This window comes from Streptomyces sp. NPDC031554 (genome assembly GCF_055580685.1).
The window spans coordinates 877,711-889,711 of the sequence record NZ_JBVIKX010000001.1 but is presented as its reverse complement, the minus strand read 5'-3'; the positions used below and the strand labels follow the sequence as shown (position 1 = coordinate 889,711).

General features: G+C 72.8%; 15 protein-coding genes. 8 read left to right on the top strand and 7 right to left on the bottom strand.

Annotated elements, in window-relative coordinates; genetic code table 11:
• Positions 1 to 4: 4 nt before the first annotated feature.
• Complete coding sequence (locus tag ACZ5FU_RS03900) at positions 5 to 811, bottom strand: TetR/AcrR family transcriptional regulator (protein ID WP_469044358.1); 807 nt, start codon at positions 809 to 811, stop codon at positions 5 to 7.
• A gap of 115 nt (positions 812 to 926) precedes the next feature.
• Positions 927 to 1,337 (bottom strand): VOC family protein, encoded by a 411-nt coding sequence (locus ACZ5FU_RS03895; protein ID WP_468833596.1) that lies wholly within the window; start codon positions 1,335 to 1,337, stop codon positions 927 to 929.
• Between the two features lie 221 nt (positions 1,338 to 1,558).
• Here ACZ5FU_RS03895 and ACZ5FU_RS03890 point away from each other — a divergent pair, with 221 nt between their 5' ends.
• From ACZ5FU_RS03890 to ACZ5FU_RS03880, 3 genes are all read left to right on the top strand, one after another.
• Positions 1,559 to 2,023: a TM2 domain-containing protein gene (locus tag ACZ5FU_RS03890; protein ID WP_451525214.1), complete on the top strand. Its 465-nt coding sequence runs from the start codon at positions 1,559 to 1,561 to the stop codon at positions 2,021 to 2,023.
• Positions 2,016 to 2,426, top strand: coding sequence for a DUF2752 domain-containing protein (locus ACZ5FU_RS03885; protein WP_451525215.1), 411 nt, complete (start codon positions 2,016 to 2,018; stop codon positions 2,424 to 2,426). The genes ACZ5FU_RS03890 and ACZ5FU_RS03885 overlap by 8 nt, the downstream gene beginning before the upstream one ends.
• 367 nt (positions 2,427 to 2,793) lie before the next feature.
• Complete coding sequence (locus tag ACZ5FU_RS03880) at positions 2,794 to 3,057, top strand: TM2 domain-containing protein (protein WP_451525216.1); 264 nt, start codon at positions 2,794 to 2,796, stop codon at positions 3,055 to 3,057.
• 75 nt (positions 3,058 to 3,132) lie between these two features.
• Here the strand turns inward: ACZ5FU_RS03880 and ACZ5FU_RS03875 are convergent, their stop codons facing one another.
• From ACZ5FU_RS03875 to ACZ5FU_RS03855, 5 genes are all read right to left on the bottom strand, one after another.
• Entirely contained in the window at positions 3,133 to 3,906 is a 774-nt protein-coding gene (locus ACZ5FU_RS03875; RefSeq protein ID WP_451525217.1) for a succinate dehydrogenase iron-sulfur subunit, read from the bottom strand.
• Positions 3,906 to 5,660, bottom strand: a complete 1,755-nt coding sequence (gene sdhA / locus ACZ5FU_RS03870) for a succinate dehydrogenase flavoprotein subunit (RefSeq protein WP_398102327.1) — start codon at positions 5,658 to 5,660, stop codon at positions 3,906 to 3,908. Before sdhA ends, ACZ5FU_RS03875 begins: the two co-directional genes overlap by 1 nt.
• 23 nt (positions 5,661 to 5,683) lie before the next feature.
• Positions 5,684 to 6,166: a succinate dehydrogenase hydrophobic membrane anchor subunit gene (locus ACZ5FU_RS03865; protein ID WP_469044356.1), complete on the bottom strand. Its 483-nt coding sequence runs from the start codon at positions 6,164 to 6,166 to the stop codon at positions 5,684 to 5,686.
• Positions 6,167 to 6,171: 5 nt separating this feature from the next.
• The gene (gene sdhC / locus ACZ5FU_RS03860) at positions 6,172 to 6,552 is read right to left on the bottom strand and encodes a succinate dehydrogenase, cytochrome b556 subunit (protein ID WP_451525220.1); all 381 of its coding nucleotides are present in this window, start codon (positions 6,550 to 6,552) and stop codon (positions 6,172 to 6,174) included.
• A 251-nt stretch (positions 6,553 to 6,803) separates the two neighbouring features.
• Complete coding sequence (locus tag ACZ5FU_RS03855) at positions 6,804 to 7,355, bottom strand: 2-oxo-4-hydroxy-4-carboxy-5-ureidoimidazoline decarboxylase (RefSeq protein ID WP_451525646.1); 552 nt, start codon at positions 7,353 to 7,355, stop codon at positions 6,804 to 6,806.
• A 238-nt stretch (positions 7,356 to 7,593) separates the two neighbouring features.
• On the opposite strand from ACZ5FU_RS03855, the gene ACZ5FU_RS03850 reads away from it, so the two are divergent.
• The 5 genes from ACZ5FU_RS03850 (at position 7,594) to ACZ5FU_RS03830 (ending at position 11,926) form a co-directional block, all read left to right on the top strand.
• Positions 7,594 to 9,189, top strand: a complete 1,596-nt coding sequence (locus tag ACZ5FU_RS03850; RefSeq protein ID WP_451525647.1) for a beta-N-acetylhexosaminidase — start codon at positions 7,594 to 7,596, stop codon at positions 9,187 to 9,189.
• A gap of 199 nt (positions 9,190 to 9,388) precedes the next feature.
• On the top strand, positions 9,389 to 9,958 hold the full coding sequence (locus ACZ5FU_RS03845) for a hypothetical protein (protein WP_469044354.1): 570 nt from the start codon (positions 9,389 to 9,391) through the stop codon (positions 9,956 to 9,958).
• A gap of 143 nt (positions 9,959 to 10,101) precedes the next feature.
• The gene (locus ACZ5FU_RS03840; RefSeq protein WP_469044729.1) at positions 10,102 to 10,497 is read left to right on the top strand and encodes a hypothetical protein; all 396 of its coding nucleotides are present in this window, start codon (positions 10,102 to 10,104) and stop codon (positions 10,495 to 10,497) included.
• A 173-nt stretch (positions 10,498 to 10,670) separates the two neighbouring features.
• Positions 10,671 to 11,123, top strand: a complete 453-nt coding sequence (locus ACZ5FU_RS03835; RefSeq protein WP_451525222.1) for a hypothetical protein — start codon at positions 10,671 to 10,673, stop codon at positions 11,121 to 11,123.
• Between the two features lie 185 nt (positions 11,124 to 11,308).
• A complete protein-coding gene (locus tag ACZ5FU_RS03830) occupies positions 11,309 to 11,926 on the top strand; it encodes an RNA polymerase sigma factor (RefSeq protein WP_451525223.1) in 618 nt (205 codons plus the stop codon).
• Positions 11,927 to 12,001: the final 75 nt, after the last annotated feature.

Sequence of the window (12,001 nt, the reverse complement as noted above, 5' to 3'; positions counted from 1 at the left end):
CCACCTACTCGGCCGGGCCCGGCGGCTGCTCCCTCTCCTCCTCCTTCTGCTCCTTCTGCTTCTTCGCCGGGTCCGGCAGGGCCTTCGTCATGCCGGGCAGGAAGTCCGTGAAGAGCTCGTGCACCTCGTGGACGAGGGGCCGCAGCACCCGGAAGCGGGCCAGCGCCACACCGCGCGCGGTCAGGCGCGCGCCCCGCTCGGCGAGCCGGTAGCTGCGCTCGCGGCCCTCGGTGCGGTCGAAGATCCAGTACAGGACGAGACCCATCTGGGAGAGCCACATCAACTCGGGCAGCACCTCCCGCAGTTCCTCCGGCACCTTCGCCTTCGAACCGGCCAGCACCGCCTTGTGGACGCCGATGGCCTCCCGGCGCGCGTGCTCCGACTCCGGGGAGAAGGGGCTGAGCGGGCTGTCCGGGTCGGCGGCGTTCTTGAAGAACTGCACGGCGAACTCGTGGTACGGCGTTGCCACGTCCAGCCAGATCCGCAGCACGCCCGCGAGGCGCGCCTCCAGGTCCGTCTCCCGTTCCAGCAGCTCCCCGATCGCCGCCCGGTGCTCGACGGCGAGCCGGTCGTAGAAGCCCTGGATCAGGTGCTCCTTGCCGGCGAAGTAGTAGTAGGCGTTGCCGACGGAGACGCCCGCCTCCTGGGCGATGGCCCGCATCGTGGTCCGGTCGTAGCCGCGCTCCTGGAACAGCCGCATCGCCGTCTCCAGGATCAGCGCGCGGGTCTGCTCCGACTTGGTCGGGGCGACGGCCCCGGAGGACCGGGGCGGGGGAGCGGCCCCGGCGGGGGCGTCGTCGTTCGCTGGCACGGGAAGGAGCCTAACCAGTGGGGGCGGGGGACGCCGTCACCGGCGGCCGCACGCGGGTCCGGCCGCACCGGGGGCCCGGCCCCGCGCCGGGCCGTACGGCGGCCCTCGTCCCGCCTCACCCTCTCCGGCCCAGCTCCGGCCGCTTGGAGTAGTCCGTGAAGCCCAGGACGTTCCCCCAGGGGTCGGCGACCTCCACGGTCCAGCCGGTGGCCCCCGGGAACGGCTCGTCCAGGGGCCGGACGCCGGCGTCCGCCAGCGCGCGGGCCGCCGCGCGCGCGTCCGGCACCTCCAGCCACAGGCGCGGCGCGGCCCACGGCGGCGGCCGGTGCCCGAGCGCCTCCTCCACGCGCAGCAGGACGCCGGGCGTCTCGCCCCCGACCCTCAGCAACGCGATCCCGGCCTCGTCGAACCGGAACGCCACCGAGAACCCGGCCCGCTCGTAGAACCCGACGGCCTCACCGAGGTCGCCGACGGGCAGCAGGACGTTGTCGAACCCGAGCAGTTCGTAGGACTCGTCGTCTGACATACCGTCAGAATAAGTGGAATGAGGGACGAACCGGGTGATTGCCGGCGACCGTGCCGCGGAACGACCGCCCCGCGGTGCCGGGCCCCGACCGGACCCCGGACGCTCCTGCCCCGCTCCTGCCCGGACCTCGCGCTGACCTGGCTTCACCAGCGGTGGAATCTTCGTGCAAGATGACGTGAACTCACTTCGTCCGCTCACGCCGAACCACCTCGGGGGTCACCTTGTCCGAACAGCCGCAGCAGCCCCACCAGCCGCCCCAGCCCGGCTACGGGTACCCCAACGCCGGCCAGCCCGGCCCCTACGGGTACCCCCAGGGCGGACAGCCGCAGGGCGGCTACCAGCAGCCCGGCTACCAGCAGGGCTACCCGCAGGGCGGCTACCAGCAGGGCGGCTACCCGCCCCCCGGCGCCGTCCCGCCCGGCACCTACACCGGTGACCCCAACGCCCCCTACGGCTACGACCCCTACGGCCGGCCCCTGTCCGACAAGTCGAAGATCATCGCGGGCATCCTCCAGCTGTTCCTCGGCACCTTCGGCGTCGGCCGCTTCTACATCGGCCACGTCGGCATGGGCCTCGCCCAGCTGTTCACCTGCGGCGGCCTCGGCATCTGGTCGCTGATCGACGGCATCATCCTGCTCACCAGCAACGACAAGACCGACGCCCAGGGCCGGATCCTGCGTGGCTGACGTGGCGGGCGGGGAGCCCGGCTCCCTCCTGCGACACCCGGCGGCGGCACCCCTCGCGGTGCTCGCCGCCGGTCTGGCCGGTTCGGCCCACCTCTACGTCACCGACCCGCACGAGGGCGGCCACCTGCTGCCGCAGTGCCCGTTCCGCTTCGTCACCGGCCTGCTGTGCCCCGCGTGCGGCGGCACCCGCATGACGTACGACCTGATGCACGGTCACCTCGGCGCCGCCTGGCTGGACAACCGGGCCCTGCTCCTCGCCTCGCCCTTCGCCCTCGTGCTGCTGGCCCGCTGGATGGTGGAGGGGCTGCGCGGCCGCCGCTGGCGCCCCGCGCTCGGCAGGCGCTCGCAGGCCGTGATCCTGGGACTCGCCGTGACGTGGACCGTCGCGCGCAACGTCCTCTAGGACGCCCCGCCCGAAGCCCGCCGGAGTCCGGCGAAGCCCGCCGCCCCGCCGTCCTGCGCCGTCCGTGCCGCGCGGCGACCGCCCGGACGCCGGTGCGTGAACCCTGCCGGGTACCCGGCGGTTGACGGGAATTGATCACGGAACAGGAACGATCGTCCGTTCCTACTCCCTTCTTACCTTCGGCATTCCCTAGGCTCACGGCCACAGGGGGGACGTCCCGCACGGCCGAAAGGCGTGCGCGGGCGTTGTCGACGCACGGTCGGCGCAAGCTCGGCGTACACGCATCTCGCATCCCTCCTGGACTCCCCGTCCCGGAGCAACCAGTTCCGGGGTCGCCGCACCACGAAGCACTCCAGGAGCAGTTCTCATGAGCGTCCCCACCCCCGAGGCCCCCTACGGCGTCGACCCGCTGGGTCGTCCGTACTCCGACAAGTCGAAGATCGTCGCGGGCATCCTCCAGCTCTTCCTGGGCTACCTCGGCATCGGCCGCTTCTACGTCGGCTCCGTCGGCGTGGGCGTCGCCCAGCTCCTCACCTGCGGTGGCCTCGGCATCTGGGCGCTCATCGACGGCATCCTGTTCCTGACGAGCAACGACCGCACCGACTCCCAGGGTCGCGTCCTGCGCGGCTGATCCCCGCCCGCTCAACGCCGAGGGCCCCGCTCCCGCATCACTGCGCGGAACGGGGCCCTCGGCCGTGCGACGTGCTCAGAAGCGGCGGGTGATCAGCGCCCGCTTGACCTCCTGGATCGCCTTGGTGATCTCGATGCCGCGCGGGCAGGCGTCCGTGCAGTTGAACGTCGTACGGCAACGCCACACGCCGTCGCGGTCGTTCAGGATCTCCAGGCGCTGCTCGCCGGCCTCGTCGCGCGAGTCGAAGATGAAGCGGTGCGCGTTGACGATGGCCGCCGGGCCGAAGTACTGCCCGTCGTTCCAGAACACCGGGCACGACGACGTGCACGCGGCGCACAGGATGCACTTCGTGGTGTCGTCGAAGCGCTCGCGGTCCTCGGCGCTCTGGAGCCGCTCACGCGTCGGCTCGTTGGTGTCCTTCGTGATGAGGAAGGGCATCACGTCGCGGTACGCCTGGAAGAACGGCTCCATGTCGACCACGAGGTCCTTCAGGACCGTCAGGCCCTTGATGGGCTCGATCGTGATCGGCTTCGCGGGGTTGATGTCCTTGATCAGGGTCTTGCACGCGAGGCGGTTCTTGCCGTTGATCCGCATCGCGTCGGAGCCGCAGATGCCGTGGGCGCAGGAACGGCGGAACGTCAGGCTGCCGTCCAGCTCCCACTTGATCTTGTGGAGGGCGTCGAGGACGCGCTCCTTGGGGTCGATCTCCACCGGGAAGTCTTCCCAGGTCGCCTCGGCCGAGACCTCCGGGTTGAACCGGCGGATCCGGAAGACGGCGGTGATGTACGGGGAGTCGGCGAAACCGGGCTCGGGAGCCGAGTCCGCCTTGTCCAGAACGGGGGTAGCCATCAGTACTTACGCTCCATCGGCTGGTAGCGGGTCTGGACGACCGGCTTGTAGTCGAGACGGATGGACTCGGTGCCGTCGTCGCCCACCTCGCGGTACGCCATGGTGTGGCGCATGAAGTTGACGTCGTCGCGGTTGGGGTAGTCCTCACGGTAGTGACCGCCGCGGGACTCCTTGCGGGCGAGGGCGGAGACGGCCATCACCTCGGCCAGGTCGAGCAGGTTGCCCAGCTCGACGGCCTCCAGCAGGTCGGTGTTGAACCGCTTGCCCTTGTCCTGGATCGAGACGTTCAGGTAGCGCTCGCGCAGCTCGGCGATCTTCTCGACCGCCGTCTTGATCGTCTGCTCGGTGCGGAACACCATGACGTTGGCGTCCATGGTCTCCTGCAGCTCGCGGCGGATCGTCGCCACCCGCTCGGTGCCCGTCGAGTTGCGCAGCCGCTCGATCTGCGCGACGACCAGGGACGCGGGGTCCTCCGGCAGCTCGACGTAGTCGGCCTTCTGGGAGTACTCGGCGGCGGCGATGCCCGCGCGCTTGCCGAACACGTTGATGTCCAGCAGCGAGTTCGTGCCCAGCCGGTTGGCGCCGTGCACGGACACGCAGGCGACCTCGCCGGCGGCGTACAGACCGGGCACCACCGTGGTGTTGTCGGCCAGCACCTCACCCGCGACGTTCGTCGGGATGCCGCCCATCGCGTAGTGCGCGGTGGGCTGGATCGGGATCGGGTCCGTGTACGGCTCGATGCCGAGGTAGGTGCGCGCGAACTCGGTGATGTCCGGCAGCTTGGCGTCCAGCTGCTCCGGCGGGAGGTGGGTGAGGTCGAGGTAGACGTGGTCGCCCTCGGGACCGCAGCCGCGGCCCTCACGGATCTCCGTGTAGATGGACCGGGACACGACGTCGCGCGACGCCAGGTCCTTCATGACGGGCGCGTACTTCTCCATGAAGCGCTCGCCGTCCTTGTTGCGCAGGATGCCGCCCTCACCGCGGGCGCCCTCCGTCAGCAGGATGCCCATGCGCCAGATGCCGGTCGGGTGGAACTGGAAGAACTCCATGTCCTCCAGCGGGATGCCGCGGCGGTAGACCGCCGCCTGGCCGTCACCCGTCAGCGTGTGCGCGTTCGAGGTCACCTTGAAGAACTTGCCGGTGCCGCCCGAGGCGTAGATCACGGCCTTCGCCTGGAAGACGTGGATCTCGCCGGTGGCCAGCTCGTACGCCACGACGCCGGCCGACTTCTTGACGCCGTCGACCTCGGTGATGAGCTGGTCCAGGACGTAGAACTCGTTGAAGAACTCCACGCCCTCCTTCACGCAGTTCTGGTACAGCGTCTGCAGGATCATGTGGCCGGTGCGGTCGGCCGCGTAGCAGGACCGGCGGACCGGGGCCTCGCCGTGGTTGCGGCTGTGACCGCCGAAGCGGCGCTGGTCGATCGTGCCGTCCGGGGTGCGGTTGAACGGCAGGCCCATCTTCTCCAGGTCGAGGACCGAGTCGATGGCCTCCTTCGCCAGGATCTCGGCGGCGTCCTGGTCGACCAGGTAGTCGCCGCCCTTGATCGTGTCGAAGGTGTGCCACTCCCAGTTGTCCTCCTCCACGTTGGCCAGCGCGGCGGCCATGCCGCCCTGCGCGGCGCCCGTGTGGGAGCGGGTGGGGTAGAGCTTCGTCAGGACCGCGGTCCGGCTGCGCTTCGTCGACTCGATCGCCGCGCGCATACCGGCGCCGCCGGCGCCGACGATGACGGTGTCGTACTTGTGGATCTTCATCAGTGGTTGCCTCAGCCCCGTGCCTAGCGGATGTTCGGGTCGAAGGTGAAGATCACCAGCGTGCCCAGCAGGATGGTGAACACCGTGGCGGTGTAGAGCAGGCCCTTCAGCCACAGGCGGGTGTTCGCGCGCTCCGCGTAGTCGTTGACGACCGTGCGCAGGCCGTTGGCGCCGTGCAGCATCGCCAGCCACAGCATCAGCAGGTCCCAGGCCTGCCAGAACGGCGAGGCCCAGCGGCCGGCCACGAAGGCGAAGCCGATCTTGGAGACGCCGCCGTCCAGCACCAGCTGGATCAGCAGGTGGCCGAGGACCAGGACGACCAGCACCACGCCGGACAGGCGCATGAACAGCCAGGCGGCCATCTCGAAGTTGCCCCGGGTGGACTTCGGGGACTTCTTGGTCCGCTTGCGCGGGGCCTCGATGAAGGGTGCCGGGTGGTCGACGTCGTACAGGGAGGCGCCCTCGACGGGGCCGGCTCCGGACGCGGGGGTTTCAGTGGTGGCCATCTGTCTCAGCTCCCGAAGACTTCACGAGCGGCGTGGCCGAGGACGGGGTAGATCGCCCCGAGCATCAGCACGACCCAGATGCCGACGACGGCCCAGAGCATCTGCTTCTGGTAGCGGGTGCCCTTCGACCAGAAGTCGACGGCGATGACACGCAGACCGTTCAGCGCGTGGAAGAGGATGGCGGCGACCAGGCCGTACTCCAGCACGGCGACGATCGGCGTCTTGTACGTGGCTACGACCTTGTCGTAGTCCTCGGGGGAGACCCGCACGAGTGCGGTGTCCAGCACGTGTACGAACAGGAAGAAGAAGATGAGGACGCCGGTGACTCGATGAGCCACCCAGGACCACATTCCTTCCCGGCCGCGGTACAGCGTTCCAGCCGGCACGGAAGAACCCTCCGGGAGCGGGGATTGGGGCCTGCCGGCTTCGGCGTCGGACGGGCCCGGCCGGGTACGGTCCACCGGCCCCCAGCATCGTAGCCACGCGGGAGCGCCGGGCTCACAGGGGGCCTGCTTGTGTGATCAAACTGGCACGCGTACGGGTGAGCGTTGCGGCATCCGGGGGGATCTGCCCCCCTTCGGCCCGGTCTGCGGTCGCGTCCTGGCTGGTGGGACCCGGTGGGCCGGGGCCCGCCGCGTCAGAGCAGCGCGATGAGCCGCTGCCTGGCCAGACGGCGCAGTTCCTCCGCCGTCACCACCCGCTCCTCCTCGGGATCGTTCGCCAATCGTGACCGGATGGCCTCCAGGACGTGGTCCAGGACCTCCGGCGGCGGGACGCCGTCCAGGCAGACGACGAACGGGTGGCCGAAGCGGGCCTGGTAGGCCGCGTGCGCGGCGCCGAGCGCCATGTGGGCCGCCCCGTAGGCGACCGCCGGCAGGGGCGGCAGGGACTCCGCCGCCAGCGCTTCCGCGAGGTCCCGCGCCGTCAGGTCGTACGCCGCCTCGTCCGAGGCCGCCAGCAGGGCGTCCGGGGTGGGGTAGGGGCGGTGGGCGGTGACGCGGTGGGCCCAGAGCGGACTGCGCAGGCAGGTGAGCAGGACGCGGCGCGCCTCGGCCGCGGGCGCGCCGTTGAACCCGTCCAGCGCGGTGGGGGCCGGCGGGGTCCTGGTCTGTCCCGGGAGGGTCGGCAGGGCGACACGGTCCGGAGGGTCGAAGAGACGGTGCGCAGACAGCGGAGGTCCTCGCGTCACGTGGGGTGCGGCAGGGGATGCGGTGAAAGGTGTGTACGTCACGTTATCGAGGGTGCTCATGACGTGTCCGGTGGACGCCCGGATTTCACCCGCACGGGAGAGTTTCGGAACGGGCGGTGGACTCCTTCGGCGCGCCCCGGCCGCACGGGGGTCGTAGGTTGTCGGGGTGAGCAGGCACAGGCATCGGCGCCGGGCGCCGCGGAAGAGGCCGCAGGAGAAGGCCGTACGGCGGGCGCTGCTGGCCGGCGGTCTCGTCGTCGTGCTCGGGGCGGGCGTGGGCGTCTGGGCCTCCGGGGACGGCGGGACGCCCGCGGGGCAGGCGGGACGGGCCGCGGGCACGTCCGGCGGCGCGAGCGGCGATCCGGCCCCGTCGGCGTCGGACGCGAGCCCCGCGCCCACCCGGTCCTACGCCCTCTCCGCGGCACCCCGCACGATCCCCGCCGTCCGCGCGCACACCCCCGCGCGCGGGCCCGGCTGGCGGCCGGCGGAGGGGCGGCGGGTCGTGGTGGGCGACGCGGACCTGGCCGACGAGGGCCGGCTGGTCGCCGGTGAGCTCGGGATGACGTACGCGGGCGAGCGGGACGACGTGCGCGCCGGGGACCTGCGGCTGGCGCTCGACGAGGACGAGGGGGCGAACCCGGAGTCCTACACCATGACCGTGCGCGGGGGGCGGGTCACCGTCAGCGGGCCGTCCGACGCGGGCGTGTTCTACGGCACCCGCACCCTGAAGCAGGAGGTGCACGGCGGCGGCACGGCCCCGGAGGGCGTCGTGCGCGACGAGCCGGCCAAGCCGCGGCGCGGGTTCATGCTGGACATCGCGCGCAAGAACTTCACGCCCGGGTGGATCGAGGACCGGGTGCGGGAGCTGGGGGACCTGAAGTTCAACGAGATCGGGCTGCACTTCTCCGACGACCAGGCCTTCCGGATCGAGTCGGACACCCACCCCGAGATCGTCTCCCCGCAGCACCTGACCAAGGCGCAGGTCAGGAGGATCGTCGACCTCGCGGAGAGCCGGCACCTCACCGTCGTGCCCGAGATCGACTCGCCGGGACACCTGGGCGCCGTCCTCGCCGCCCACCCCGAGCTGCAGCTGCGCAACGCGCGCGGGGTCGCCACCCGCGGGGCGATCGACATCTCCAAGGACGCCTCCGCGGACCTCGTCGACGACCTGCTCGACGAGTACGCCGGGCTGTTCCCCGGCGGGCAGTGGCACCTCGGCGGCGACGAGTACCAGGCCCTCACCGTCGCCGACCCGCAGGCCTCCTACCCGCAGCTCGCCGCCGCCGCGCGCGAGCGGTACGGCTCCGGCGCCGGCGTCGCCGACCTCGCGACCGGCTGGCTCGACGACCGCGCCGGCACCGTCCGCGCCCACGGCCGCACCGTGCGCGCCTGGAACGACGGCTTCCTCAAGGGCACCTCCGTGAAGGCCGACCCCGCCCTCCAGGTCGCCTACTGGACCGGCAAGGAGATCGGGGCGCGCCCGCCCGCCGACCACCTGGCCGCGGGCCGCGAGGTCGTCAACTACAACGACGAGTTCCTGTACTACGTCCTCGGCGAGCCGCAGACCTTCGTCTACCCCACGGGGAAGCGGATCTACGAGCAGTGGACCCCGCGCGTGCTGCGCGGCACGACGCCGGTGCCCGCGCGTCACGACGACCGGATCCTCGGCGGGACCTTCGCCGTCTGGTGCGACCTGGCGAACGCGCAGACGCAGGACCAGGTCGCGGCGGGCATCCGGATGCCGCTGCGGGCGACCGTGCAGAAACTGTGGGACCCGGGCGCGCCGGAGCTGTCCTGGACGCAGTTCAAGGCACTGGCGGACCGCCTGGGGTGAGCCCGGCGGCCCCCGCGCGGAGCCGCCGCGGCCCCCCGCGCGGGGTTGCCGCGGCCCCTGTGCGGGGCCGGCCGCGGGCCTCCTCGCCACTCTTGGCCGAAAAGCCTCTTCCCTTCACCTGTGACACTCCTCGGCTGTCGCACGCAGTAAGGGGAAGTGCGGGCTCCGTGAGTGCGGTGCCCTGGACAGGGAGGCGTGCATGAGCCTGGTGGACCTCATCGCCCGGGCCGACGAGCGTGGCCTGGCCGCGAGCGGACTGGCTTGTCTGGACCGGTGCGTGCCCCTCCTGGGGGGCGACGACGAGATCCTGCGCCCGCTGTGGGGGAACCTCACGGACGCCTCCGACGCGGCCGACTGGGGCGGACTGCTGGAACAGGTCCGCGGCAAGCTGGGCATCACCGGTGACGGCGGCGACGACGACGGCGGCGACGAGGCCGTCCCGCTCGCCCGGCGGATGCTGGCGGCGGCCCCCGCCGAACGCACCGCCGAGCAGCTGCGGGCCTGGGCGGACGCCTGCTCGGTCGCCGCGCTGCGGATCCACCGGCTCCTCGACCCGGCCGAGGACCCCGCCCCGCTCGCCTCCCGCCGTGCGGGCAGCACCGAGGACATGCCGCCGCTGGCCGCCGCGGAGCTGCGCCGCCAGGTCACCGTCCTGGAGGTGCTGGCCGGGCACGGGGCGGGCGGGCTGCGCCGGGCCCTGGAGGTCTCCGTCGAGGGACGCCGGGTGCTGCGGGCGGTGGTCTCCCGCAGGGCGCGCGGACGGGGCTGACCCGGGCGGGGTGCGGCGCCGATCCCGGGAACGGCCGGGCGCGGGGTGACGGAATCCGGGCGGACCCCGCTGTTCCGTATGTGACGACGTGGAATGTGACTCAGGACGCGACGGGCGCCGCGACGGGCGCTGTGACGGGCGCCGTGCCGGGGACTCCGGCGGCGGGGCGGCCCTCCGCCGCGGTCAGGCCGGTGCGGTGGGCGGCGGACGCCGTGACCGCGCTGCGCGAGGGCGCGCGGCTGCACCTCGACTACTCGGCGCAGAGCCTGTGGCGCGTCGACCGGGTGATCGACGAGCTGCGCCGCGAGGACACGCCGTACGACGCCGTGGAGAACGTGCTGCGCGGGCTCGGGGCGTACGGCGGTGAGGTGATCGTCCGCCACACCGGCGGCGAGTGGTGGGCGACGGGCGGCGACCACTGGGTCCGCACCCTCGACGGCCGGCTGTGGGACCCGGTCGACGAGGCCCGCCGCTGCTTCGGCGGCCACGGCTCCCTGCGCCTGCTGTGCCGGGACGCGACCCGCGCCGACCGGGCCTGACCACGCCGCGGCCCGCGGCGGCTCCCGAGGTCCCGCACGGCACCGCGCCCCGCTCGCCACCGGTGTGACCAGCGACACAGCCGGAACCCGTGACGTCCGCGCGGCCCCGTCCGCTGGGGCAGGCGGAGGGACCCGGCCCGAGGGTCCCGCCGCCCGAGGGGAGGAACGGCGCCATGGACGACGCGGACGGCATGAGGGACCGCGCGGCCGGGTTCGTCGCGCGCGTCGGGGCGGGCGGCCGGCTGACGCTGGACTACTCCGTCGCCAGTCTGCGCGTCGTCGACTTCCTGGTCGACGGGCTCCGCAAGGGCGGCGCCGGCCGGGAGCGGGCGCACGACACGCTGGTCGGACTCGGGGCGTACGTGGGAGAGGTGCTGGTCCGCAGGGCCGGCGCGGTGTGGGTCGACCTCGACGAGCGCCAGCGGGCCTGGTTCGGCCAGTCCGTCGGGGTGCGCATGCCGGACGGGCGGGTCTGGAACCCCCTCGGCAAGGTCGTGAACCGCTTCGAGGCGGGCGGCACCGGCACCGGCACCGATGACTCCCTGCGGACCTTCTACCTGACCCTGCACGGCAGGGCCCGGCGGACACCGGGCAGGGGCACGCCCGCCAGAGGGGCGGCCGCCTGATCCGGGGACCCGCGGCCGGCACCGGCACGGTCCCACGGGGGTGGGCCGAGCCGGTGCCGGCGGCGTCCTGTGACACTTCTGTGAGGCCCGACGCTGATGACCGTGGGGGCGAGGACGCGACCGGCACGGGTGCGCGGCGCGTCCGTCACGCACCCGCCACGAACTCCGCACGAACGAGGACAGTCTTGGGCCAGGGAGGGGAACCCCGGCGCGCACAGGCGTACGACGGGGAACTGGGCGCGGCGGTGGCACGGGCGCAGGACGGCGACGAGGCCGCGTTCGCGGTCGCGTACCGGATCGTGCAGCCGGGGCTGCTCGGCTATCTGCGCGGCATCGTGGGCGACGACGCCGAGGACGTCGCCTCCGACGCCTGGCTGGAGATAGCCCGCGACCTCGGGCGGTTCAAGGGCGACGGGGCGGGGTTCCGGGGCTGGACGGCGACCATCGCCCGGCACCGGGCCCTGGACCACCTGCGCAGGCTGCGCGTGCGGCCCCGGGCCGCGACGCTGGAGCAGGACGTGCTCGACCTGCCCGGCCGGCACGACACCCACGAGCAGGTCGTGGAGTCCCTGTCCACCGAGCGGGCCCTGGAACTGGTGCGGGAACTGCCGCGCGACCAGGCCGAGGCCGTACTGCTGCGGGTCGTGGTCGGCCTGGACGGGCCCGCCGCGGCCCGTGTCCTCGGCAAGCGTCCCGGCGCGGTCCGCACGGCCGCCCACCGGGGCCTGAAACGGCTCGCGCGCCGGCTCGGCGGCGAGGGTGTGACGGATGACGGCCCCCGGACGCTGGGGGAGTCGACATGAACGGTGACGGTCGGGGCCCGTATGGATCACGGGCGGCGGACACGCCCGGAGGCGGAGCTCGAACAAGCACGACAG